Annotated in this window: 28 protein-coding genes and 3 pseudogenes; 7 read left to right on the forward strand and 24 right to left on the reverse strand. The window is 33.6% G+C overall.

Annotated elements, in window-relative coordinates; all coding sequences use genetic code 11:
- The first annotated feature begins 388 nt into the window (after nucleotides 1-388).
- The 6 genes from PSR14_RS14850 to PSR14_RS14875 are packed head-to-tail and all read left to right on the forward strand — an operon-like array spanning nucleotide 389 to nucleotide 1,373.
- Nucleotides 389-529 carry a YrzI family small protein gene (locus PSR14_RS14850; protein WP_000156198.1) on the forward strand — a complete coding sequence of 47 codons (141 nt, stop codon included), beginning with the start codon at nucleotides 389-391 and terminating at the stop codon, nucleotides 527-529.
- A gap of 27 nt (nucleotides 530-556) precedes the next feature.
- On the forward strand, nucleotides 557-700 hold the full coding sequence (locus PSR14_RS14855) for a YrzI family small protein (protein WP_000142725.1): 144 nt from the start codon (nucleotides 557-559) through the stop codon (nucleotides 698-700).
- Between the two features lie 28 nt (nucleotides 701-728).
- Nucleotides 729-872, forward strand: coding sequence for a YrzI family small protein (locus PSR14_RS14860; RefSeq protein WP_000668983.1), 144 nt, complete (start codon nucleotides 729-731; stop codon nucleotides 870-872).
- A gap of 25 nt (nucleotides 873-897) precedes the next feature.
- Nucleotides 898-1,041, forward strand: a complete 144-nt coding sequence (locus PSR14_RS14865) for a YrzI family small protein (protein ID WP_000668966.1) — start codon at nucleotides 898-900, stop codon at nucleotides 1,039-1,041.
- 25 nt (nucleotides 1,042-1,066) lie between these two features.
- Complete coding sequence (locus PSR14_RS14870; protein ID WP_000669815.1) at nucleotides 1,067-1,207, forward strand: YrzI family small protein; 141 nt, start codon at nucleotides 1,067-1,069, stop codon at nucleotides 1,205-1,207.
- 25 nt (nucleotides 1,208-1,232) lie between these two features.
- Nucleotides 1,233-1,373, forward strand: a complete 141-nt coding sequence (locus tag PSR14_RS14875; RefSeq protein WP_000668488.1) for a YrzI family small protein — start codon at nucleotides 1,233-1,235, stop codon at nucleotides 1,371-1,373.
- 241 nt (nucleotides 1,374-1,614) lie between these two features.
- On the opposite strand, the gene PSR14_RS14880 is transcribed toward PSR14_RS14875, so the two are convergent.
- Nucleotides 1,615-2,700 carry an AI-2E family transporter gene (locus PSR14_RS14880; protein WP_000837888.1) on the reverse strand — a complete coding sequence of 362 codons (1,086 nt, stop codon included), beginning with the start codon at nucleotides 2,698-2,700 and terminating at the stop codon, nucleotides 1,615-1,617.
- 149 nt (nucleotides 2,701-2,849) lie between these two features.
- Between PSR14_RS14880 and PSR14_RS14885 the strand changes: the two genes are divergently transcribed.
- Nucleotides 2,850-3,671 carry an HNH endonuclease gene (locus PSR14_RS14885; RefSeq protein WP_000189721.1) on the forward strand — a complete coding sequence of 274 codons (822 nt, stop codon included), beginning with the start codon at nucleotides 2,850-2,852 and terminating at the stop codon, nucleotides 3,669-3,671.
- Between the two features lie 228 nt (nucleotides 3,672-3,899).
- On the opposite strand, the gene PSR14_RS14890 is transcribed toward PSR14_RS14885, so the two are convergent.
- The 23 genes and pseudogenes from PSR14_RS14890 to PSR14_RS15000 all read right to left on the reverse strand — a co-directional run.
- Complete coding sequence (locus PSR14_RS14890; RefSeq protein WP_001289320.1) at nucleotides 3,900-3,992, reverse strand: putative holin-like toxin; 93 nt, start codon at nucleotides 3,990-3,992, stop codon at nucleotides 3,900-3,902.
- 138 nt (nucleotides 3,993-4,130) lie between these two features.
- Nucleotides 4,131-5,243: an FMNH2-dependent alkanesulfonate monooxygenase gene (gene ssuD / locus PSR14_RS14895; RefSeq protein ID WP_000422271.1), complete on the reverse strand. Its 1,113-nt coding sequence runs from the start codon at nucleotides 5,241-5,243 to the stop codon at nucleotides 4,131-4,133.
- A 76-nt stretch (nucleotides 5,244-5,319) separates the two neighbouring features.
- The gene (locus PSR14_RS14900) at nucleotides 5,320-6,168 is read right to left on the reverse strand and encodes an ABC transporter permease (protein WP_000432111.1); all 849 of its coding nucleotides are present in this window, start codon (nucleotides 6,166-6,168) and stop codon (nucleotides 5,320-5,322) included.
- Nucleotides 6,169-6,184: 16 nt separating this feature from the next.
- Entirely contained in the window at nucleotides 6,185-7,171 is a 987-nt protein-coding gene (locus PSR14_RS14905) for an aliphatic sulfonate ABC transporter substrate-binding protein (protein WP_000276920.1), read from the reverse strand.
- 17 nt (nucleotides 7,172-7,188) lie between these two features.
- The gene (locus PSR14_RS14910; protein ID WP_098487202.1) at nucleotides 7,189-7,944 is read right to left on the reverse strand and encodes an ABC transporter ATP-binding protein; all 756 of its coding nucleotides are present in this window, start codon (nucleotides 7,942-7,944) and stop codon (nucleotides 7,189-7,191) included.
- Nucleotides 7,945-8,171: 227 nt separating this feature from the next.
- Nucleotides 8,172-8,900 carry a hypothetical protein gene (locus PSR14_RS14915; RefSeq protein WP_098487203.1) on the reverse strand — a complete coding sequence of 243 codons (729 nt, stop codon included), beginning with the start codon at nucleotides 8,898-8,900 and terminating at the stop codon, nucleotides 8,172-8,174.
- Entirely contained in the window at nucleotides 8,897-9,487 is a 591-nt protein-coding gene (locus PSR14_RS14920; protein ID WP_000822635.1) for a TetR/AcrR family transcriptional regulator, read from the reverse strand. The genes PSR14_RS14915 and PSR14_RS14920 overlap by 4 nt, the downstream gene beginning before the upstream one ends.
- Before the next feature lie 209 nt (nucleotides 9,488-9,696).
- Nucleotides 9,697-10,206 carry a DUF402 domain-containing protein gene (locus tag PSR14_RS14925; RefSeq protein WP_001037865.1) on the reverse strand — a complete coding sequence of 170 codons (510 nt, stop codon included), beginning with the start codon at nucleotides 10,204-10,206 and terminating at the stop codon, nucleotides 9,697-9,699.
- 102 nt (nucleotides 10,207-10,308) lie between these two features.
- The gene (locus PSR14_RS14930; RefSeq protein ID WP_098487204.1) at nucleotides 10,309-10,803 is read right to left on the reverse strand and encodes an NUDIX hydrolase; all 495 of its coding nucleotides are present in this window, start codon (nucleotides 10,801-10,803) and stop codon (nucleotides 10,309-10,311) included.
- Nucleotides 10,796-11,845: a hypothetical protein gene (locus PSR14_RS14935; RefSeq protein ID WP_406644023.1), complete on the reverse strand. Its 1,050-nt coding sequence runs from the start codon at nucleotides 11,843-11,845 to the stop codon at nucleotides 10,796-10,798. The genes PSR14_RS14930 and PSR14_RS14935 overlap by 8 nt, the downstream gene beginning before the upstream one ends.
- A 12-nt stretch (nucleotides 11,846-11,857) precedes the next feature.
- The gene (locus tag PSR14_RS14940) at nucleotides 11,858-12,331 is read right to left on the reverse strand and encodes a tetratricopeptide repeat protein (protein WP_000400626.1); all 474 of its coding nucleotides are present in this window, start codon (nucleotides 12,329-12,331) and stop codon (nucleotides 11,858-11,860) included.
- A gap of 123 nt (nucleotides 12,332-12,454) precedes the next feature.
- A complete protein-coding gene (locus PSR14_RS14945) occupies nucleotides 12,455-13,144 on the reverse strand; it encodes a phosphopantothenoylcysteine decarboxylase (protein ID WP_098487206.1) in 690 nt (229 codons plus the stop codon).
- Nucleotides 13,145-13,159: 15 nt separating this feature from the next.
- A complete protein-coding gene (gene aacC / locus PSR14_RS14950) occupies nucleotides 13,160-13,957 on the reverse strand; it encodes a BA2930 family N-acetyltransferase (protein ID WP_130776749.1) in 798 nt (265 codons plus the stop codon).
- 176 nt (nucleotides 13,958-14,133) lie between these two features.
- Nucleotides 14,134-15,381 (reverse strand): glutathionylspermidine synthase family protein, encoded by a 1,248-nt coding sequence (locus PSR14_RS14955; protein WP_098487207.1) that lies wholly within the window; start codon nucleotides 15,379-15,381, stop codon nucleotides 14,134-14,136.
- A gap of 20 nt (nucleotides 15,382-15,401) precedes the next feature.
- Nucleotides 15,402-16,013 (reverse strand): hypothetical protein, encoded by a 612-nt coding sequence (locus tag PSR14_RS14960; RefSeq protein ID WP_098487208.1) that lies wholly within the window; start codon nucleotides 16,011-16,013, stop codon nucleotides 15,402-15,404.
- Nucleotides 16,014-16,110: 97 nt separating this feature from the next.
- Complete coding sequence (locus tag PSR14_RS14965) at nucleotides 16,111-16,527, reverse strand: GNAT family N-acetyltransferase (protein ID WP_001053310.1); 417 nt, start codon at nucleotides 16,525-16,527, stop codon at nucleotides 16,111-16,113.
- A 56-nt stretch (nucleotides 16,528-16,583) separates the two neighbouring features.
- Nucleotides 16,584-17,522 carry a multidrug resistance efflux transporter family protein gene (locus PSR14_RS14970; protein ID WP_000643663.1) on the reverse strand — a complete coding sequence of 313 codons (939 nt, stop codon included), beginning with the start codon at nucleotides 17,520-17,522 and terminating at the stop codon, nucleotides 16,584-16,586.
- Nucleotides 17,523-17,591: 69 nt separating this feature from the next.
- Entirely contained in the window at nucleotides 17,592-18,113 is a 522-nt protein-coding gene (locus PSR14_RS14975; protein ID WP_000654213.1) for a DinB family protein, read from the reverse strand.
- Nucleotides 18,114-18,131: 18 nt separating this feature from the next.
- Nucleotides 18,132-18,629: pseudogene (locus tag PSR14_RS14980) on the reverse strand (N-acetyltransferase family protein); the annotation flags it as partial.
- A 34-nt stretch (nucleotides 18,630-18,663) separates the two neighbouring features.
- Nucleotides 18,664-19,192: pseudogene (locus tag PSR14_RS14985) on the reverse strand (GNAT family N-acetyltransferase).
- A gap of 15 nt (nucleotides 19,193-19,207) precedes the next feature.
- Nucleotides 19,208-19,909, reverse strand: coding sequence for a nucleotidyltransferase domain-containing protein (locus tag PSR14_RS14990; RefSeq protein WP_000646299.1), 702 nt, complete (start codon nucleotides 19,907-19,909; stop codon nucleotides 19,208-19,210).
- Between the two features lie 16 nt (nucleotides 19,910-19,925).
- Nucleotides 19,926-20,609, reverse strand: a complete 684-nt coding sequence (locus PSR14_RS14995; protein WP_098487209.1) for a DNA alkylation repair protein — start codon at nucleotides 20,607-20,609, stop codon at nucleotides 19,926-19,928.
- 222 nt (nucleotides 20,610-20,831) lie between these two features.
- Nucleotides 20,832-21,333: pseudogene (locus PSR14_RS15000) on the reverse strand (pyridoxal-phosphate dependent enzyme); the annotation flags it as partial.
- Between the last annotated feature and the right edge of the window lie 53 nt (nucleotides 21,334-21,386).

A 21,386-nucleotide genomic window follows, 5' to 3' on the forward strand; every position in this document is an offset into this window, starting at 1 on the left:
AAACCCTTTAAAATATACGCATTTTAATCAAAATTAAAAATTTTCGCTTTTTATGTTTACAATTATCCATTAATTGTATATACTTACTAACGTAAGAAAAATATTCTAAAAGGAGGTCGAAGGAAATGATGAAATTACAATTACATGCTTTAACTTTAGCGTTAACTGCACCTGTATTTTCTGAACAATTAAATATGAATTCGACCACCCTAATGGAGAATTGAAAATCGTACTTTATTTCTATTAATTCATAAATTCGCCACAGGAGGTCGTATACTTTCCTGTGGCTTTTTCACGCCCTGCCATAGGAGAACTATATCTTCCTGTGGCTTTTTTGTGCGATTTTTTAGTCTCTTACATTATTTTTTAAAGAAAGGAGCAACATTCGATGACTATTAGCGTATTGTTTTTAAGTATTACGATTCAAAGAAATACAATTTCCAAACATGAAATTTTTCATAATGAGCAAATTGAAAAAGCTATGAATGATGTTAAGGAGCGCCAAGCACTTTATTGTGATCACATGTAATTCCTTTTCGAAAGGAGGAATTCATTTATGACTTTTCATATTTTCTTTTTTACGACTGTACTTCAGAAAAATACTTTATCTGAAGGTGAAATCATTCGTAAACAACAAATAAAACAACTGACTGATAAAATGACTGACATTAAAAGTTCATATTATACGCATATGTATTAAAAATATATTTTAAAGGAGCAATACCTTCATGAAATTTAAAGCATTCTTTTTAACTATCACCATTCAAAAACGTAAGCTTTCTCAAAGTGAGATTTTACGTGAGCAACACATTCAAACTATTATGGACGAAGTAAAAGAGCGTCAAGCTTCTTATTACAGCCGTCTTTTCTAATAAACTTATAAAGGGGTTTTATCTAATGAAATTTAAAGCATTCTTTTTAACTATCACTATTCAAAAACGTAAACTTTCACAGAAAGAGATTTTACGTGAGCAACACATTCAAACCATTATGGACGAAGTAAAAGAGCGTCAAGCTTCTTATTACAGCCGTCTTTTCTAAATCAATTATAAAGGGGTTTTATCTAATGAAATTTAAAGTATTCTTTTTAACGATTACCATTCAAAAAACTAAGTTCTCGGACAGTGAGGTATTGCATGACCATCAAATTAATAAAGCTATGGAAGATGTAAAAGAACGTCAAAGTCACTACTGTAGCCATCTATAATTCCTTTCGAAAGGAGGAATGTATCATGAAGTTTCATCTTTTCTTCTTAACAATTACAATCCAGAAAGAAATCTTTTCTGAAGATGAATTAAAACAAGAGCAACAATACAAAAAGATTATGGACGAAATTCGAGATCGTAGAAGCAAATACTACACTCACCTATAATCCTTTAAAAATATAAAACTTGAAAGGAGTCGATTATGATGTTGATAGCACGTTGTAAGGAAATGATTTGGATAGTTCAGAGGGATTCCACATAGTTTATTGGGGGCTATATCATACAACTTTACCGTTTTATTTGATATGTAATAAATATATAATAAAATTGCATTCGTACACTTTTTAACATTGATTAATAAACAAAAGATACACCACTTAAAAAGTGGTGTATCTTTCTCAACATATACTATTTTCGATTACTTCGTTTCGTCTTAAACAGTCTCACTAAGTTCGATACAACTGTTTTCGTTACTGCGTACACTGGCACCGCCAAGATCATTCCAATAATTCCCGCAAAGTTACCTACCCCTAAAATTAAAATAATAATTGTTAACGGATGGATATTTAATTTTGAACTCATAATACGCGGTGAAATGATGTTACTTTCAAACTGTTGTACAATTGTTACGATAATAATTACGTACAACGCTTGCATCGGAGATACGAACAAACCTACAATAACAGCTGGTGCTGCACCGATAAATGGGCCTAAGTTAGGAATTATATTTGTAAATGCAGCTATAATTCCTAAAACAAAAGCGTACGGTAAATCGATAATTAAATAACCGATAAAAGTAAAAGCACCTACAAATATACAAACGAGCGCTTGCCCTTGAATATATGCAGATAATGTTTCGTTCGTTTCCTTAATGATACGAAGCCCTTCTTCACGGTATGACTCTGGTAATAAGCTTACTGCTTTTCCTGGAAACGCATGTCCATCTTTAAACATATAAAATAAAATGAACGGTACTGTAAAAATAACTAATGCGACGTTCGTTATGATACCAAATAAAGCCGTTGCACTCGACGTAATTGTGTTTGGTATATCCTTTAAGTATTCAATTGCATTTTTTTCAATTGTTTCAATGGAAACATAATTTTGTGTAGATAACCATTCAAACAATCTATGATGGGATAAATCTTGTATGTATAGTTTTCCCTCTTTTATATAGCCTGGCATATTTTTCACTAAATCCATTAGCTGTTGTGAGATCGTTGGAACAACTACCCCAACGCCAACCGCAGTTAATGTTATGATAAAAAGATATAACAGTAAAATCGCTAAATTTCTAGGTACTTTTTTCTCCTCTAAAAAGACTAACACCGGATTAAATATGAAGTATAAAAATAACGCGATTAAGATTGGGAAAAACAGCGTTGATATGAAGATACCAATCGGTTGAAATAGAAACGATATTTTTGTGCAAATAAATATGATCGCTACAACCATTAGCACTTCTAATGTCCAAAAGTGCACTTTCGATTTCAAAAAAACGTCCTCCTTTAAACTAGCACTTCTCTTCATTGTACCAAAATAAGTAACAATTTCACATAATATTTTCCTTTACAATATTCCAAAATACCAATAAATACACTACAATGAGATTACATACAAATTTGCAGGTAAAGGTGATAAAAATGACACAATGCATCATTTGCAGAAAAGATACGAAAGAACTTAGTGAACAATATGTCATCCCAGAAATATTATGTGGATATTATTTCACAAACTCAATTTGTGATACTTGTTATGAACAAATGACAACAAATATTGATCGCCCCTTAATTCGGCATAAATTAAGTCAGTTTAAGATTGAACATATGAAAAAACAGATTGACTCCCCGCTCTATACGAATGAGCATGGTGAGGAACTTGCGGCCGCTGAGACAGATGTTGTTGAAGTAAGTGACGAAATACTTTATTCCAATGCATTAATTATGAAACTATGTAAAAAGCACGATATTTCACTACATAATGAAATTTGGAAAGAAGAACGTGTAACGAAAGTAGCTAGCTCTATTCAACGTGAATTACTTTTAGATAACCGTAAGTATAAAATGAGTGTATTAAAAATGGCTTATACTTTCGCTGTACAAGCAGTCGATGGCTATTTTGAAGATCCAGATGCGATTGATATTTCTAGCATCCTATCGAATGCCGACTTCATGGAATTAAAAGAAAAGAGCATTGTTCGTGATTTAAGCAAAAGTTCTTTATGGAATACATTAAATACAAATAGTGAAAACCATTACTTTATTTTATTAAGTGATAAAGATGGCCTGTTCTGTTTCATTCGTCTATTTGATATTTTTGATGTTGTCGTTCATTTATCAGAAAAGAGATATGAACTTCCATCACCAATTGTCGGCGTAAATGATGTAAATAAGCAAAAATTTTACGTTCAAACTTTAAAACAGTATATGGACGGGCTCTTTAAAGAAAAGTCACCTTCTATTTAATTAGAAACAGAACATACGGTCTCCTTTCTTGATGAAAAGACACTGTGTTATAATAAGTATGAAAAGAACAATACAATCACATAAACCAATTATAAATTGTATATAAATAAAAAAGACTAGTGTGCGGCTACACACTAGTCCACGTAACTTAGCAGATTGGATTGTTCATTTATCCTATTTGTTTCTTACAAACAAAACAACCCACATTCTATTGGCATAGGTGGGTTGTTATTTTTTGAGCTTGTCTATTAAAACGACGACGAATGTTAACAGTGCAACGAGAAACAGTCCACCTTGCAGTAACAACGCTATTTCACTCACTTATTATCACCCCCCTCCTACTTGGAGAAGTGATAATTGAACAACCAACCGTACCTTAAGTTACTATTTAATTTTACCATATTTTCTGATAGTTTACGATGAAAACCCGCAAGTGATTTACTTGCGGGTTTTTTCTCACTATTTTTTTAATGCATATGCATCAGCTATCATTTCACCAACAATTTTATTTTCTTGTTTCTTATCTTCTTTCAATAAAGGAAATAACAGTTCTGCCACTTCATATGCCTCTTCTAAATGAGGATATCCCGATAATACAAACGTATCAATTCCTAACGCTTCATATTCTTTTATTCTATCTGCTACTGTATGCGGATCTCCAACAAGCGCAGTACCTGCACCACCTCTTACAAGCCCGATGCCAGCCCATAAATTAGGACTTATCTCTAACGACTCCCGTGTACCTTTATTTAAATGGGTCATTCGCTTTTGACCAACTGAATCATATCTTGCAAATGTCTTTTGAGCAAGTTCAATTGTCTCATTATCTACATATTGAATTAAACGTTCTGCCTCTTCCCACGCTTCTTCTTCTGTTTCTCTTACAATTACGTGTAACCTGATGCCAAATCGTACTGAACGCCCCTTCTCTTCTGCCAGCTTTCTTACTTCCTCTATTTTCTCCTTCACTTGCTCTGGTGGCTCGCCCCACGTTAAATATACATCACTATGTTCTGCTGCAACTTCCTTTCCAGCAGCGGATGATCCTCCAAAATATATAGGAGGGTATGGCGTTTGCACTGGCGGGAACACAACTTTACTTTCCGTAACTTTAATATGTTTTCCTTCTAAAGAAAATGTTTCACCTTGCAATGTCGATTTCCAAACTTTTAAAAACTCATCAGCTGCTTCATATCTTTCATCATGCTCAAGATACAATCCATCTCCTTGTAATTCAACTGGATCTCCTCCAGCGACTACATTAATAAGTAACCTCCCGTCTGAAATTCTATCAAATGTAGATGCCATCCTTGCTGCAACTGTCGGTGACATTAGTCCCGGTCTAACTGCTACTAAAAATTTTAGCTTTTCTGTCTCAGCTGCAAGTGCCGATGCTAATACCCATGGATCTTCACAACCTTGGCCAGTTGGAAGTAACACACCTGTATATCCTAAATAATCAGCTGCCTGTGCAACTTGTTTATAATAACCATACTCAGCTGCTCTTCCTCGTTTTGTCGTTCCTAAATATCGTCCATCTCCATACGCCGGAATAAACCATAATAATTCCATACCTTTACACACCCCTTATTTATTTTGAAACGTACACTAAACTACTCTATATAAATTACCCCTAATAATTTATATGTTAATTTCCTATCTCGCCTTTAAAGTTATCTCGCCATCTTAAAAACTTCACTTCTAGTAAACGTACGAGTGAATCCGAAAACTTCCCAACGAATGCAAAAATAATAATACCGACAAATACAATATCTGTATTTGAAAATTGCCTTGCATCCATAATCATATAGCCAATGCCTTCTGTAGATCCCATAAGTTCTGCTACTACTAAACTCACCCATGCTACTCCTAATGATAATCTTGCCCCAAGTAATAGGTTCGGCAATGCTGCCGGTAAAATTAGTTTTGTAATTAATTTTCTTTTACTAAACTCTAACACTCTCGCAACATCAAATAACTTTGAATCTACACCTCGTATTCCTAGAAACGCGTTTACGTATAAAGGAAAAAATGCACCATCTGCAATTAATAACACTTTTGATGTTTCCCCAAAACCGAACCATAATACGAAAAGCGGTGCAACAGCTAAGTGAGGCACAGTTCTTAACATTTGTACTGACGGATCTAAATATTGCTCACTTCTCGTTGAAAATCCAACAATTGTTCCTAAAATAATTCCTAAACTCCCGCCAATAAAGAAACCAGCCGCAGCCCTGAATACACTAATACTTAAATGACCGAATAACTCTCCTGTTTTTATAAGTTCTTGAAAAGCTAAAAATATATCTAGCGGCGTTGGTAAAACTGTTTTAGAAACTAGACCGAATACGCCGGCCAATTGCCAAATTATTAATATAATAATCGGTATAGTAATTGCCCTTATCAAAAATTTGATATTCGTCTTCTGTACTTTCTTTACATTGTTTTTCTCAATCGTTATACTCGCCCTTTTAATAACCGCTTTCGTATTCTCCAATTTATACAACCTCTTTTCACTTCGCCTTTAACGCTTTTTCTACGAAAGAATTATCTACAACTTTATCTGTCTTAATTTCTTTCTTTATAGAACCAAGCTTATATTGAAAATCTGCTGTCTGTTGCTGTTCTGCAACTATTTCTTTCGTTACCGGAACTAAGATGGGTTTGTCGTGATTAAACACTTCTTTTACAATATCTGCATCTATTTTCTTTGCAGAAGTGTATATTTTTATTGCTTCATCCAAGTTTTCATCTTGCCATACACGTGCTTTTTCATATACTTTAAGGAATTTCTCCACTAATTCTGGATGCTCTTTCGCAAATTTTGTTCTCGCAATTAAAAACTCTGGAGAAGATACATTTAATTGTTCACCATCTGTAATCACCTTCGCTCCTTTATTTACCGTATGTAACGATATGAAAGGATCCCAAATTGCCCATGCATCTACTGATCCTGATTCAAATGCTGGCTGCGCTTCATCTGGTTGCAGTTGAATAACATTTACATCTTTCGCATTGATACCTTCTTTATCAAGCGCTCGATACAATAAATTAAATGCGCTACTTCCTTTTGCTACTGCGATTTTTTTACCTTTTAAATCTTTTACACTCGTAATCTTGCTATCTTTTTGTACAAGAATCCCCGTTCCTTTTCTCGCATAACTTGTATTAGCAATTTCAGTAAATTCAATACCTGCTGCTTGCGCGGAAATAACTGGAGAATTGCCAACTTCACCAAAGTCTAATCGATTTGATGCGATTGCCTCAAAATAAGGAGGTCCGCTTTGGAACTCTGTCCATTTCACCTTAACTCCTTCTTTTTTAAACTCCTCTTCAAACCATCCCTTTTTCTGCGCGAGTAATAGTGGACTTAATCCTTGCTGAATACCAATTTGTACTGTTACATCTTCCTTCTTACTACTTGCTGTACTTTTCTCACATCCGAATAAAAATAAAGAAATAGCTAATGCAAAAGAAAGAACTTTAAATTTTTTATACATAAATATTCACCCTCTCCCTATAAACTTGTTTGAATCAATCCTCCATACTCAAACTGCTGTAATACTTTCTTTCGAATTTCTTGGAATGACTCCGAAGTTTTACTACGCGGATAAGGTAAATTATTTTCAATTACTTTATGTATTTTTCCAGGCTTTGCACTCATGATGATAATTCTGTTTGAAAGATATATTGCTTCGTCTATATCATGTGTAACGAATATCATTGTCGTCTTTTTTTGTTCCCAAATGTTGAGCAGTACTTCTTGCAAATGACTTCGGGTAAATGCATCCAATGCTCCAAATGGTTCATCAAGCAATAACACATTTGGACCCCTTAACAACGCTCTTGCAATCGCAACACGTTGTGACATCCCGCCTGATATTTCTTTCGGATATGATTTTTCAAAACCGTCTAACCGAACAATTTCAACCCATTCCTTTATCTTATCCTTCACATACTTATCTTTTAATGACAAATCAGCTGCAATGTTTTCTTCAACTGTTAACCATGGAAACAGACGATGCTCTTGAAATATAAATCCTTGCTTCTTACTCGGTTTTGTTATACGCTCCCCATCAATAATGATTTCACCTTCAAAATCGTTGTCTAAACCTGCAATAATTTTTAATAATGTACTTTTTCCACAACCACTCGGACCAATTACTGTAACAAAATCCCCTTTTTTTAATTGAAAATTAATATTCTCTAATACTTGAACAGTACCAGTTTGCTTCGAAAAATATTTTGATACCTCATTAATTGAAACAGTCACTTCTTCCCCTCCTTGAAATGATTCATCTAAATGAATAGATTCAGTATTTATGTAATAAAAAAACCAAAGGCATTTTATCAATAGATAAAATGCCTTTGGTTTCTCCAATCAGCAATACGTAATAGAATTAAGTACATATTATACAAATATTTCCGATAAGTCAACTAGGTTTTATTAAAAAATACATATGATTCGTTTAAATACCCTTATTGTTATTTATATAAAAATTATTTTTTATGTTCCTTAATCCACTGTAACCAATAAGAAAACTCACATGCCAAATGCATTTGATGCGATTCAATAAGACTATTAGGACAAAGTGCCGGAAACTCTACAACTAGACTTACTTCTATACCAGTATCTGTATCTTTGAATTGATGTCGAACTCCACCAATAGTAGTACCGTCTTTCATACGTGCAACACCTGTTGATTGGTATTGATAAGACTTATCTCTAGGTGTCTTTAATCCTGTTTCGTCACCAAAAACAATAAAAAATTGAACTGGAAATGGAGAATTACCAGTAATTTCGATAACCTCCAATTCATTTTCCCCAAAGGGTCTTAGTACGTAGTGATCTGGACAGGCTGATAAATTCACTTGATTATTTTCATCTGATTGTTCAAGCATAAAACTATCAATTCCATTTATCGCCTCTTCTGCTGTAATCCCATCTAAATAAATATTTGTTTTTGAAAATTTTCGTCTATCACCAGATAAAGCAGTACAAATACGCATACCCATTTCACTTAATTTAAGTTTAGATTTTAACTTATCATACATTTCATTGTATGAATAATTTAATTTTAGTTCTGTTAGTTTTTTTATCATAACGTCTGTATCATTTAATTCTGGCTCTTTATGTCCTAATGTATTGAAAACTTTTTTCATACGTTCTTTTTTCCACTTTGTAAGTTGTTCATTCGAAATATTGTTTCCATCAATCATGATCTTCATATACATTCTCCTTCTCTTTGATCATATCGTAGTGTATTTAATACTAAATTAACCATTTCTCGCTTCATGTCTAGATTCAAATTCACCTCTGAATGAGCAATACTGCTAAGACCGTATAAAATAAATCCTGATGCTAATAATGAGTTATCAATATTAAAAATCCCAGTTTTCACCCCTTCTTCGATTACTTGTCGAATTAATGGCTGCATTCGCGTAAATAATTTCTGTTCCAGTTGAAAATGTTGTTCCGTCTGAAACGAACTCACATTTTTATAAGGCGCTAATTTTTCGATAAATGTCCAAAATATATTTAGAGAATCTTTCAGCTTTTGCATGACAGACCGTTCATTAGAAACAAGTATTTCTTCAATTAACTCCATATTTTTCACAATAAAATCATTTAATACTTCATCAACAAAATTCTCTTTAGACTTGAAGTAATAATAAAATAAGCCCGTTGCTACACCAGCATGATTCACAACATCTTTTATGCCAAATCCTTTCATACCATTTTTCATATATAGTTCAAAACCAATATCCATCAACTCTTGCCTTCTAACATCTGGTTCTTTCGATATTCTTTTCATATGTTATCTCCTATTATGTTTTTTCTGCGACTGAATATGATTCAATCATAAACGACTGAACTGTATTCAGTCAATATTAATTTCCACAAAAAAAGAGTAATCCCAAGAAATATACATCTAACCTTAGACTTATCAAAAAAGTTAGATTATATAACTTGAGACTACTCAATTTCATTAAACACGTATTCTATTTTCAAATCGATTACAATTTAGTTTAACCTCACTCTTTCTGTCTCTACAATCATTTGAGGAAGCGTCTTTTGAATTATTTCCTCTAATACATTAAGAGCTTCATTCACATAACCATCCTCAAACTCCTCTAAAGACTCAGGCAACTCATCCTCATCTAAAATAAAATATTCTCCACTTGGAAGTACCAAAATATCAATAATTAAGTCTTCAAATGACACTAGTTCATCTGTTATTTGCGTATTTTTTACAACATTAAAATAAGAGCCTAAATACGTTCCATTCTTATCTCTCCATATGTATAAATTGTACGGACGATCTTCCCAATAGTATGCAATGGTGTAACTTCCTTTTGGGATTGTTAAACTCGCAAGATGTGCAGTCATTGTAAATGAATACTGAACCTCATGAAATAGCACGATACTTTGCAACTGCTTTTCAAGTAATAAACAAGTGTGTTCTACTGTTGTCGAGTCATATCTTATTTTTCTTTCTATAATTTCACTTTTTGGTGTTAGTAATTTATTCATTCTTTGTTTCCCCTTATGCTATTTCTAGCTTTATTATATCCATTTATATAGTGATAAAGAAGTGTTTGGTCTCCAAATACACAATAAAAACTCCCTCTTATTTTAGAAGGAGTTTTTCACTGTCCATGTTTCATATTTTTTTACTTCTAATGGAAGCTCATTTGTTTTCAGCCACTCTACTGCACTACATACAAGCGGAGATGAATTGTCTTCTGTAATGCTTTCTATAGAAACCCATCTCGCTCCTAAAGAATCTTGACCTTCAAATTGTTTTGGTACTATGATTTTCCCTGCACTCTTTTCAACTTCATACAAAACTGCAATATGGTGTACATGTGTATAATCTTTAAACTTTGAAGGGTATTGAAAATCAACCGTTCCTACTTGCTTTATAACCTTTACTTCTAATCCAGTTTCTTCTTTACATTCCCTATGGAGTGCCGATAACAACGACTCCTCTTCATTTAAGCTCCCACCAGGTAGATCATATCTGTTCTTATATGGACCTTTTGATTTATCGATTACTAATATATTATTATTTTCGATACAAATACCGTACACACCAAACGCACGATGAAAATTAATAGCATTACCCATGTTTTAATTTCTCGGTAACTGCATCATAAAATTTCCGTTCCTCATCAACATTTAAGTGAACGCGACTTACTGTTTTAGAAAATCCATATAACAATTGTGCTTTTATTGGCTCTTTAAGTATTATTTCAAATGTTGGAGGTTCCTTTATAAATTCCATCACCGTTACGTCAAGAAGCTCTTTCTCTTTTTTTAAAAGTTCTCCTTTATAAAACGTAATCTTATCAATTTGTGTAAACGGTATAATGATTTTCTTCCCTAATCCAATTTGAATAATTACCTGTTCTTCCGTAACAATAATTGGATTTTTACGCATTGCTTGTATTTCAGCTAAAAAATAAAACATTGCATATACGTTTAAAATAAGTAACACCCATGCTATTACTGGATTCCATTGATGAAGTAAATAATGAAAACCAATACTTTCTATTAAGGTCGCATGGATGATCATGACATATGCACCTATTGCACTAGTCTTTTTGTGATATGAGTATACTGATTCACCTTCTGGCACTTTTTCACGCCACGATAAAAATGCATAATAGATTAACTTACACTCTGTTACAATGATATCTATTAATGTATTTCTTTTCATAGTGGCTTCAAACGCAGCATCAATTGCATAAGAAAATGAAGAATACTCACTTTTATATTCTTTATATTTTTTTATTATGCTAGGAAGCTTTCTAACAATTTTATATAGAAGGAATAACTCTAAACATACAAAAGCAATTTCCCCTGCAACTATAATATAAGAAACGTATGAAAAAGCTTGTAAATAGTCGCTTGGAATAATAAATCTTGCAAATATATAACCAGCTATTACAACAGGAAATATATACGTTAACGAGTACCTTTTTCGAATAATAAAGAAATACGTAATGATTGGAATTACAAACATACAATCTAATATTGATCCAAGGACAACTTCTTTCGGAGCAGCTGGTACAATCGGAAGAGCATATAATAAATAGTTTGATAACAAGATTAAAGATACGAGTCCAATCCATATACCTTTTCGCCTTCGCGAAAGTGTGACACTCATATGTTCACTCCTCTATTTAAAAACCTCATTTAAATGATCTTTATAAAATGAAATAGCACGTTCAAATTCTTTCACTTCTTCTACTTTTACGACTGTTTCAAGTAATAATTTCATCGCGGATTCATGATCGTTTACGTTATATTTCGCTAATGACAAAAATACTTTCATCACATCATTATCTGGAAACTGCTGTAATCCTGTTTCTAAAACAGTAATTGCTTTGTCATACTCACCTATACAACGATATGTACTACCAAGGCCGATATAAGCTCCGCAAAGTGACTCACCTTCAAGACCGTTTGCAATTGCCTGTTCATAATACGGCATAGCTTCTGTTTCCAGCCCCATTACATCATGTATCCAAGCACATTGATAAAGTACTTCTGCATCCCTCGTAAAATTCGTTAATCCAATGAGTATCTCTTTAGACTGCGCATATTTCTTTTCTTTCCGGAGTTTAATAGCTTGCTTTAATAAATGTTCCATAGAATTCACTCCTCACCAATTATTCTATGTATCCATATTGAATGGTTAACGTTTGTATCAAAGCAAAAAGTTTCGCTTACCAATATATACTATGCGGATTCACTCTTATCCAAATACTTGAAATTATGAAGCAGTAACGCGATTACATAGTACCTCTAACCTTTTGACAATTTCTTTCGCTGTTTCATCTTTTCCATTACATAACTGCCCTTTACCGTCTTGTCCAATTACGTAGTGCATTGCTCCGCGCGAATATAAAGAATGTGGTGAATTTGCAATCATTACACTCGCCTTCGCTTCTTCCATTCTATTTTTCGCTCTTTCAAACAATTCTTCTTTATTTACGTCACTTTCAAGTTTAAAGCCAACGAGTACAGTTTCTGGATCCCACTCTTTTATTTGTTTTAATACTTTCGGTGCCTTTTGAAAATGTATAATTGGCGCTATATCACTTGAGATTTTTCCATTCATATCAAGAACATTACCCTCTTGATCACAAATCTTGTCCACAATCCAATCAGATCCAGCCGCTGCCATAATAACCGCATCGACTTTTTCATACGTAATGATACTTTTCATTTTATCTTGTAAATCAACAATTCCTTCAAATGGATGTAATTCTAATTGATTGTTTATATCATTCGGTTTCTCCGCAAAATAACCATGTAAATATATAACATGGGCCCCTTTACTTATAAGCTCTTCGGCGATTATTCTTCCAATTGTTCCTTTTGCCATATTTGTATGGCCGCGTACTTGATCCCATTTTTCTAAACAACCACCGCTTGTAATTAATACCTTTTTCCCCTTCATCGTAACCATCCCTTACTAATTTTTCTTACGAAACCATTCTGTTCCAAAGTCAACTATATCACGTTGTTTCATAAGACGGCACTTTGCGTTTCCTATTTTCCCCATTGTTACGGTTCCTTTTTGCTCAAACTCTACACCAATTTCTACAAATTTGTCAGAATCGTAATCCATATCAACAAATTCTTTCCATACTCTTTCACCATTTTCTATAATAGGTGCCCCTACTTTTATTAACTCACATGCACCAGAACGTACTTCTGATAAATGTACAGAAGTATTGGAATCATATCCAACACCAATTAATAATATGTATCCGTCTAGATCGTATATTTTTCTTAATGGAGATTCTTCTCCTAAACTCATCGATAGTGACTGATTTACTGTTATTTCTTCTGCATGTCTTCCCCATGCAGCAAAGCTTCCTAATGGATGGTTACTACGTACTACATTCGGATATGTACGAAAACATTCAACTACTTTTCCCATTGCCCTTGTTGGTGTTATATGTGGCTCAAATGCTGGAACGTTATCCCGAATAATTTGCCACCATTCTTCAGGTACAGGTGGTCTTGACCAATGTTTCGGATCAGATAAATCCGAAGACTGAGTTGGCATAATAATCGTTCCCTCTTCTGTAATAACCTCCATTAACGCCTCTACTACTGCAACTGCTCCGCCTGATACCCAGCCAATGGAACTTAATGAAGAATGTACAATAACTGTCATTCCTTTTTCTAATCCTAATTTTCTTAAATCATTTGTAATTGTTTTGATTGTATTTGGCAATTGCGTACTTGCCACTATATCATTCATTTTCACGATTGTTCCCCCATTTGTTTTAAACTACTACATACATATATTATCATATTTTTCTTAATTTTTAACTTAATCATTTTATCTATGCAAAAAATGAAGGCGTTACATCAAAAACATAAAAACACCATATGCAAACAAAGAGCTCACCAAAAATGATAAGCTCTTTGTTTCATTTATCCTTCAATTGTAACTCCAGTAAACATCGATAAATTTCCTGTTATTTTCTCACCTACACGTAAAAATAAACCAGCAGCTCTCCCGCTAATACAGTGTGAACCAATTAATAGTTTACCAGTATACGGACCGTCCCACGTGTCAACTGTATAGTCTGGCATTTCTATGTATTGCTGATATATTTTCCGCTGTTCAAAGTAATACTCTGTTTTATCTTCAGCTAATAGTTCATTATTTTCGTATATAGATACTCCTCCGCCTTCACGGCCGTATAAAGGTTTAGAAACATAGGATTCATTTCTTTCTATAAACGGTTTATTTGTAAAATATGTTGGTAGGAAGTATTTCTGAATGATTCCTCGCTCCTCTTCCTTAAAGAAAACTTCTTCTTCGTAAAGTTGCCAAATTAATGCGAGTACACTTTTATTTTGCATAAGAAAAGCAGCTGGTGGATTAATGATTTTCACTCTGCCTTGCGCTATATGATCTAAAAACTGGAGTCCAATTCTTTTCCCGCTTTTATCAGCATCTGAAACTAAATATTCAATTGGATATAGTCTATATAAATAATGAATTCTCTCACCATTTTGCGTATATATACCATCATCTGCAACAACGATATCTTGAATACCTATATAATCCGTTGACTGATCTAAACAATAGCTTCTTAAAAATTGAACTGTTTGATGGTCTTCATCATGCCAATCATAACTCGTAAAATAAATCGTTTCTCTAGGATCTATACTATAGTCATGTTTAATTTGTTCCCACGCCTGCACAATATGCTCCTCTATATGATTTGGATGATTTACATCGTGATAACGGCATAACACTTCATTTGCGACAGATGGCTCTAAATAACCTGTTGGTGTATCACAATTTACTTCTATTAACTTTATATCTTCACCATTTACGATAAAGTCAAACCTTGTAAAATATGAAAATAAACCTGTATGTTTTATTCTCGCAATTTCCCACGTTTCAGCTGGAAATCCTAATTTTTGAAAATCTTCTGTCGTATTGAGAATGTATTGATACGTTCTATATAACACATACATAATTTCTTCTGTCGCTTTTGAAATAGCAGTATAAGTTTTTACTGGCATACGATACATACCTGTTGCCATATATTGATTCCATTCTTCATTTTCTAATAGACTCGGCCAAGTAAACCCATTCCGACCAGCCTCTTCTGCAAGTGAAAACCATACTTTCATATACTCTTTCTGTTCTTGTTCTGTATACATTACTCCATTATCCTTTCATTTTAGGATCCTGCTGGCGCTTTTGCGTTCCCAATTCCACTAGAACCAGAATTCACTTTCGGCGTTTGTGTCGTAGATGATTTCGGCGTATTTGTATCTGGTGTTACTTTATTTGATGGATTTGGCTGTTGTTTATTTAAATCCACTTTATTGGAAGATTTATTATTGTTACTGTTAGTTCCGCCGTAATACCCGCCACCACCACTGCCACCAGTTCTACTTTGGTCTTTTTCACGATATGGAATAATGTTATTTGCATACGGTTTCTTCATTATATTCGGTTTTACTATATAATTCATATTTGAAGTTCTGCTTGCTAATAAATATCCTGCAACGAACGGCAGTATCGGTAAATGTGAATTTTCATGATAAGAAGAAAATGACGGATTATTTTCCTTACATAACTCATCTTTTTCTACATTTTCATTAGTTGGAGCTTTATCATCACAATTTAATCTTTCTTGTTCATTTCCTTGTTTTGCACCATCTGTTTTAACAGCAGTACTTTCTTGCTGGGCAGTATCTTCTTCATAATCGCCACAGCCCGTTAATAAAAAAGATGACACTCCTATTGAAGTAGCAATTTTTATAAATTTACTTTTATCCATTCTCATGTGTTATACACCTAATTTCTATTATCTATATTTTTCCAGATACCTTTATTATATAATGTAAATATCACTTTTTTCAAACGAAACATAAGATGTATATTTATATATTTTTATAACGAATTTCCAAATAACAACAAAACCTTTCAACCCCCGGATATTTTTCTCCTAAACTTTTAACCTGAAAACCAATTTTTTTATAAAATTCTACCGCTTCATCGTCTGTCTCTGCTTCTAGATACATCAATTGATGCATTCTTAATACTTCCTTTATCATTTGCCACGCAATTCCATTATGACGATATTGTGGAACGACTGCTATATGACAAATTCTCGCTTTCTTTGCTCCAATTATTTCAATACCTATGCAAGCCTTTTCTTCATATCTATGCAAAGTCGCTTTATTCCTTTCATAAAATAAAACTGCTTTCTTTAAGCTAATTTCACTTGGTCCGACTGCATACTGTAGTACATTTAAAATAGGATCTTTCTCAATTTGTTCAACGCGTTGCAAATTCATATCATCATTCCTTTCTATGAAAAAAGATTAGCTCTTTATATAAAGAGCTAATCTCATTATGCCGTTATTTTTTCTTCTTTCTTCACAACGACCGCTACATAACTATGTAGTATCATTCCAATAATAACTAGACTCATACCAATCCAAGATAAAAATGACGGAATTGGTGCAGATAACAAGATAAGTTCTCCTACTAGCGCAAATAAAACCTCACCGGACTGAGTTGCTTCCACTGTTGCTAGTTTTTGCGGATCATCTTTTACAAGATCTGTCGCAAAGAAGAATAATACCGTTGCGATTAAACCTGAACTAACTGCTACTATAAAACATTGGAAAACTTGGCTACTTGACGGTAGACCACCTGTTGATACTTCATAACCAGATAGTAAAAACCAAAATGGTAAGCTTGCTAATGTCATACCGAGAACTCGCTGAAATACATCTAATTCCCCTTTACAAACTTGCATCATTTTTCGATTTCCAAGAGGGTACGCAAACGCTGCAATAAGTACAGGAACTACACATAAAACGGTTTCACGAATTCCTAATGAAGAAGCATGTTCTACTTGCATAAGTACAACACCACATAAAATAATACCCGACATAACTAATTCCTTCATTGGGAGTTTTTTATGTAACGGATCTACTGCAAAAAATGGTGTTAACAAAATCCCTGCTACGATCGTAATTTGCCATGTTGATGCAACGAGCCAACCAGGTCCGAAAGCTCCAGCAAAACTAAGTGGTGCATAGAAGAGACCAAATCCAACGATACTCCACACTAACCATTCTTTCGGATTGTTTTTCATATATTGAAAGAGTTGCTTTAAATTCCCTCTATACATGACAATAAGTAAAAGCATTGGAACCATAAAGTAGTACCGTAATGATGCACTCCAAATCCAGCTTCCACCTTCTAGGTCCATTGCCCGATTTAAAACGAAGGTAAAGGCAAAGAAAAATGATGCCAATATCCCTACTGCAATAGCTTTCATTATAAAACCCCTTGTTTAGTTTCTTCTTATACTATACAACAAATTAAATATAATTAAAATTCGAAATCTTTATCTCGTATGCATTCTAGCTCTATATAGTTTTCTTAACTGACTAATATGAGCTTGATGGTACCGATTATGATCAGCTATATGCCATATTCCCCACCTTATAGTCGCATTTTCTCCCTTTTCATAAAAAACCTCTCGTGTTAAATCATTTTCTGTTAGTTTCAAACATTCCTCATAAAACATATGTTGCACTGCTTCATAATCTTGCATTAATTGTTGCAATGTATGTTTTCTTAAACTGGGCAGCTCTCCTGCTTCATTTAACATAGGTCCATATATATTATCAAGTGCCAGTGGAACGGGTTCTCCTTTTAAGCGGTATACCCAATGCAAATCGACAACTGCTAAATGTTGAAGTAGTTGTCCAATACTATTTTCATTATTTTTTAACCCTTTAAAAGACAGTTCTTTCTCATCGGTACCCTCTACTAACTTTTGCAACCGTTTAAATGTATCGGCAACTGTCGCATATAGAATTGCTACTTGCGGGTTCATATTTTTTTCTAAATAGAGATCTTTCATAGTAAACTCCCTCTTTTTAAGGAACAAAACCATATGTTCATCATCACTATACACACCATTCATCTTTATAGCTCTCTTTTCAATCCCATACGTTTTAAAGCCTATTGATTCATACAACCTTTTTGCTGGCTCGTTAGTGGATACAACACCTAATGTCAATTGTTCCAAGTTCATTTCTCTTGCTTTTTCGATTGCCTTACGTATTAACTCACGTGCAAGACCACTTCTTCGATTGCTTGCATCTACATACATCGCAACGATATGACCTTTATGTTTATACGCCTCTTTCCCTTCTGTTAGTAAAGTAACAACTCCAACTAATTGATGCTCTTCATTAAAAGCACCAAATGTACAACTAGTAGCAGCTGTTAAATTACTTTCCACTCGCTTAATCGGATTTTCTTGGTGAATCGCCTCTTCATAAGTTGTTACAAATGCCTCTGGATTTACTTGTAATGCTTGTAAACGTAAGTCCCAATATTTTTTTGCATCTTCTTTCGTAAGTAATCGAATCATATTTCTCTATCTCCTTTTAGTTAACATAACATTTTTATAAACTACTAATTAAAGATTGATATTCTTCTCTTAACATACTATAACGATAGCGATGAATGAACTGACCTCTACGTAATCGATCATTTCTCATTAACCCTTCGCATACAAAACCAGCCTTTTCATAGCTCTTTCTAGCTTGAAAATTATCTTCATCTACACGTAGCCATACTTTTTCTAATTCAAATTCAAAGAATGCTACATGTAACATACTATATAGGGCAGCTATTCCATACCCTTTACCCCAGTATTCTTTATTACCAATCGCGATTCCCAATTCTGCATTTTTATTTGTTTTATCAAAGTTTTTAAGATCTACCCATCCAATATGTATGCCGTTCTCCGCAGTGATAGCTCTTTGTTCGTAACCATGCTTCAATCCATTTTTTTGTATCTTCACGAGTGAACGGTGGATATTGATCTGGTACAACTAAATGTTTTGTTACTTTTGTATCTAATGACCATTGATATCGGTCTTCTACATCATCTAGTGTCAGTTCTCTTAATTGAACGAATGGTATATTCATTGTATTATCCCCTTTTTACTTTCCTATACAAAACCCTTCGAACATTCTTCCTCCATACTGTTCTAGCGTTTTTTCTACAAAAGTAATTAATTTTATTTTCTCTCCCGTTGTATAAAAATGATCGAACGCCACTACAAATTGATCTGCGTATTGTTCATCATATTTTCTAAGTACCCTTATAAACCATTTTGAACTTCCAAGCCATTTCCCATTTACTCTTAATACATATTCATGTAATAAATCAGCTAATAAATTCGCGATAAACAACTCTTCTTCTCTTTTTGATGCACCAATAAAATCATCCAAAGTATCTGTAATAAAATAACGCTTCTGCTTCATCATTTCTTCAGTCCATTTAGCTGGTCCTTTATTTAGTAACTCATTCGCTTCGCTTTTTAATTTCTCAACAATTTCATCTTCCCCTTTTAATACAACACCTTCTGCAACTAATTGTGGTAACGAAGGTCTTCCGCGATCACAATCCATTTTAAAAAAGGTTTTTAACGTTTCAAAATTATGTACAAATACCTCAACTGGCCATCCATTACTATAGAAAGATTCTCTATAACAAGATGACAAACTAGGATCTATTATTACAATGTCCAGATCAGATGTTTTTGTCGCTTCCCCTCTTGCAACGCTTCCTCCAAGTAAGGCTACATCACAATCCGGAAAGTGTGATGTAATGATGCTTTTTGCCGCTTCCATTGCTTTCATAACCGTTCCCCTTTTCTTATTTCACTTTCTTTTTTGCAGCTCTTTCTCTCGCTTTTTTTATATACGACTCTGCGTCTGGTGTTTTGCATGACGTTGCTCCGTGATCAACGTGTACTTTTCCAATTTCACGTGCAATTTCAATCGCTGCTTGCTCTAAGTCTTCATTACGAATTCCTATCGCGATTAAAGCACGATTCATTGCTTCTCTTTTTCTATTTTTTTCATTATGTATATTTTCTTTAATCTCATCTAGATAAGGAGAGAAGACATCATCTTGTAACGTTTTATTTTTAATCGCTATATTTGCTAATAAAGCCCAGCCTACTCTTCCAATCCATTCATCATCAGACTTTGTCCAGTCTTCCATTCTTTCTATCGCGATTGGCGACGTACAAATAGCTGTCATTAAAACGTCCATTAAACAATAATAATCAACTTCCTGTACCCATTTATTTAGTAGTTCTGTCGTAACTTTTTTTGGATCTAATATCATTGTTGCTAATGTCATTGCATCCATATTTTTTGTTTCCCATAATGAAATTGCTAAATCATGATCTTTTTTTATCTTCTTTTTTAACAATTTTAAATTAGCAAAACTAACTCCGAATAGTGGTTCTTTCGCTCCGTGGTTTTTATACGTTTTACGATTTTGTTCTGTTCCATATTCCTCTAGTTGCTGCATTACTTCTTCAAGTAACATATACCCACCTCTTTATCTTTTCTGTTGACTTCATATATGTATGTACGATATATTCTACATTACTTTTTGGTTTTCCTATATTTACTTTTTAAATTCGGTATGTGAAATTTTTTAGTTGCTACAAACATCTAAAACCACTACGAAAAACCTGTACATTTTACATATACAGGTTTTCGTTTCATCGATTTCCTATAGTGTAAGAAATAGAATATGAAAGAACTTTTAATGGTTTGATTCTCTCCTTATTTTTGGTAAGCTCTTTACATCTGACCACTCTTCTATGGACCCTGCGTCTGGAAAAACTGTAACTACATTAAAATCAGAACCTTTTTCTCTCCCAATTTGTTTAGCGGCTAATAAATTCGCTGCCGCAGACGTTCCTATTTTCATACTAGTTTCATTATAAAAACGCGCCATTTCATACAAGGTCTCTTCATATGAATAAGTCCATTGTTTTTCTATCAAATTGTCTTCCTGTTTCCTTCCTAAGCCGAACCCACCTGATCCAGCATATTTCTTTAAATCATTTGGTGGTTGTTCAGAACCATAAGGCAATTCAGCAGGCATTACTAAATGTAGCTCAATTTTTTTGTATAATTCTTTACTGCTTTATACCCCCCATTAGAGTTCCACCAATACCAGCAGATGCTACCCATGCATGAATTGGTTTCCCATTCATTTGTACAATAATTTCTTGGCCTGTACCTTCTATATGACTTAATACTCTATACTTTTTAATAACTCCCTTAACTAAATCTTCTTATATAAAAATCCCTA

The sequence above is a fragment of the Bacillus sp. A01H genome (assembly GCF_045277205.1).
GTDB classification, from domain to species: Bacteria; Bacillota; Bacilli; order Bacillales; family Bacillaceae_G; genus Bacillus_A; species Bacillus_A paranthracis.

Excerpts from the sequence above, each read along its gene's own strand:
- PSR14_RS14935 (WP_406644023.1), bottom strand. The coding sequence starts at position 11,845 with ATGAGTGTCACACTTTCGCGAAGGCGAAAAGGTATATGGATTGGACTC.
- PSR14_RS14875 (WP_000668488.1), top strand. The coding sequence starts at position 1,233 with ATGAAGTTTCATCTTTTCTTCTTAACAATTACAATCCAGAAAGAAATC.
- PSR14_RS14885 (WP_000189721.1), top strand. The coding sequence starts at position 2,850 with ATGACACAATGCATCATTTGCAGAAAAGATACGAAAGAACTTAGTGAA.
- PSR14_RS14920 (WP_000822635.1), bottom strand. The coding sequence starts at position 9,487 with ATGAAAAGAATATCGAAAGAACCAGATGTTAGAAGGCAAGAGTTGATG.
- PSR14_RS14995 (WP_098487209.1), bottom strand. The coding sequence starts at position 20,609 with ATGTTACTTGAAGAAGTAATGCAGCAACTAGAGGAATATGGAACAGAA.
- PSR14_RS14905 (WP_000276920.1), bottom strand. The coding sequence starts at position 7,171 with ATGTATAAAAAATTTAAAGTTCTTTCTTTTGCATTAGCTATTTCTTTA.
- PSR14_RS14965 (WP_001053310.1), bottom strand. The coding sequence starts at position 16,527 with ATGAATTTGCAACGCGTTGAACAAATTGAGAAAGATCCTATTTTAAAT.
- PSR14_RS14870 (WP_000669815.1), top strand. The coding sequence starts at position 1,067 with ATGAAATTTAAAGTATTCTTTTTAACGATTACCATTCAAAAAACTAAG.
- PSR14_RS14865 (WP_000668966.1), top strand. The coding sequence starts at position 898 with ATGAAATTTAAAGCATTCTTTTTAACTATCACTATTCAAAAACGTAAA.
- PSR14_RS14960 (WP_098487208.1), bottom strand. The coding sequence starts at position 16,013 with ATGAGAATGGATAAAAGTAAATTTATAAAAATTGCTACTTCAATAGGA.
- PSR14_RS14955 (WP_098487207.1), bottom strand. The coding sequence starts at position 15,381 with ATGTATACAGAACAAGAACAGAAAGAGTATATGAAAGTATGGTTTTCA.
- PSR14_RS14970 (WP_000643663.1), bottom strand. The coding sequence starts at position 17,522 with ATGAAAGCTATTGCAGTAGGGATATTGGCATCATTTTTCTTTGCCTTT.
- PSR14_RS14990 (WP_000646299.1), bottom strand. The coding sequence starts at position 19,909 with ATGAAAGCAATGGAAGCGGCAAAAAGCATCATTACATCACACTTTCCG.
- PSR14_RS14915 (WP_098487203.1), bottom strand. The coding sequence starts at position 8,900 with ATGAAGATCATGATTGATGGAAACAATATTTCGAATGAACAACTTACA.
- PSR14_RS14860 (WP_000668983.1), top strand. The coding sequence starts at position 729 with ATGAAATTTAAAGCATTCTTTTTAACTATCACCATTCAAAAACGTAAG.
- PSR14_RS14940 (WP_000400626.1), bottom strand. The coding sequence starts at position 12,331 with ATGGAACATTTATTAAAGCAAGCTATTAAACTCCGGAAAGAAAAGAAA.
- PSR14_RS14925 (WP_001037865.1), bottom strand. The coding sequence starts at position 10,206 with ATGAATAAATTACTAACACCAAAAAGTGAAATTATAGAAAGAAAAATA.
- PSR14_RS14930 (WP_098487204.1), bottom strand. The coding sequence starts at position 10,803 with ATGGGTAATGCTATTAATTTTCATCGTGCGTTTGGTGTGTACGGTATT.
- PSR14_RS14855 (WP_000142725.1), top strand. The coding sequence starts at position 557 with ATGACTTTTCATATTTTCTTTTTTACGACTGTACTTCAGAAAAATACT.
- ssuD (WP_000422271.1), bottom strand. The coding sequence starts at position 5,243 with ATGGAATTATTATGGTTTATTCCGGCGTATGGAGATGGACGATATTTA.
- PSR14_RS14850 (WP_000156198.1), top strand. The coding sequence starts at position 389 with ATGACTATTAGCGTATTGTTTTTAAGTATTACGATTCAAAGAAATACA.
- aacC (WP_130776749.1), bottom strand. The coding sequence starts at position 13,957 with ATGAATGATATAGTGGCAAGTACGCAATTGCCAAATACAATCAAAACA.
- PSR14_RS14975 (WP_000654213.1), bottom strand. The coding sequence starts at position 18,113 with ATGAAAGATCTCTATTTAGAAAAAAATATGAACCCGCAAGTAGCAATT.
- PSR14_RS14945 (WP_098487206.1), bottom strand. The coding sequence starts at position 13,144 with ATGAAGGGGAAAAAGGTATTAATTACAAGCGGTGGTTGTTTAGAAAAA.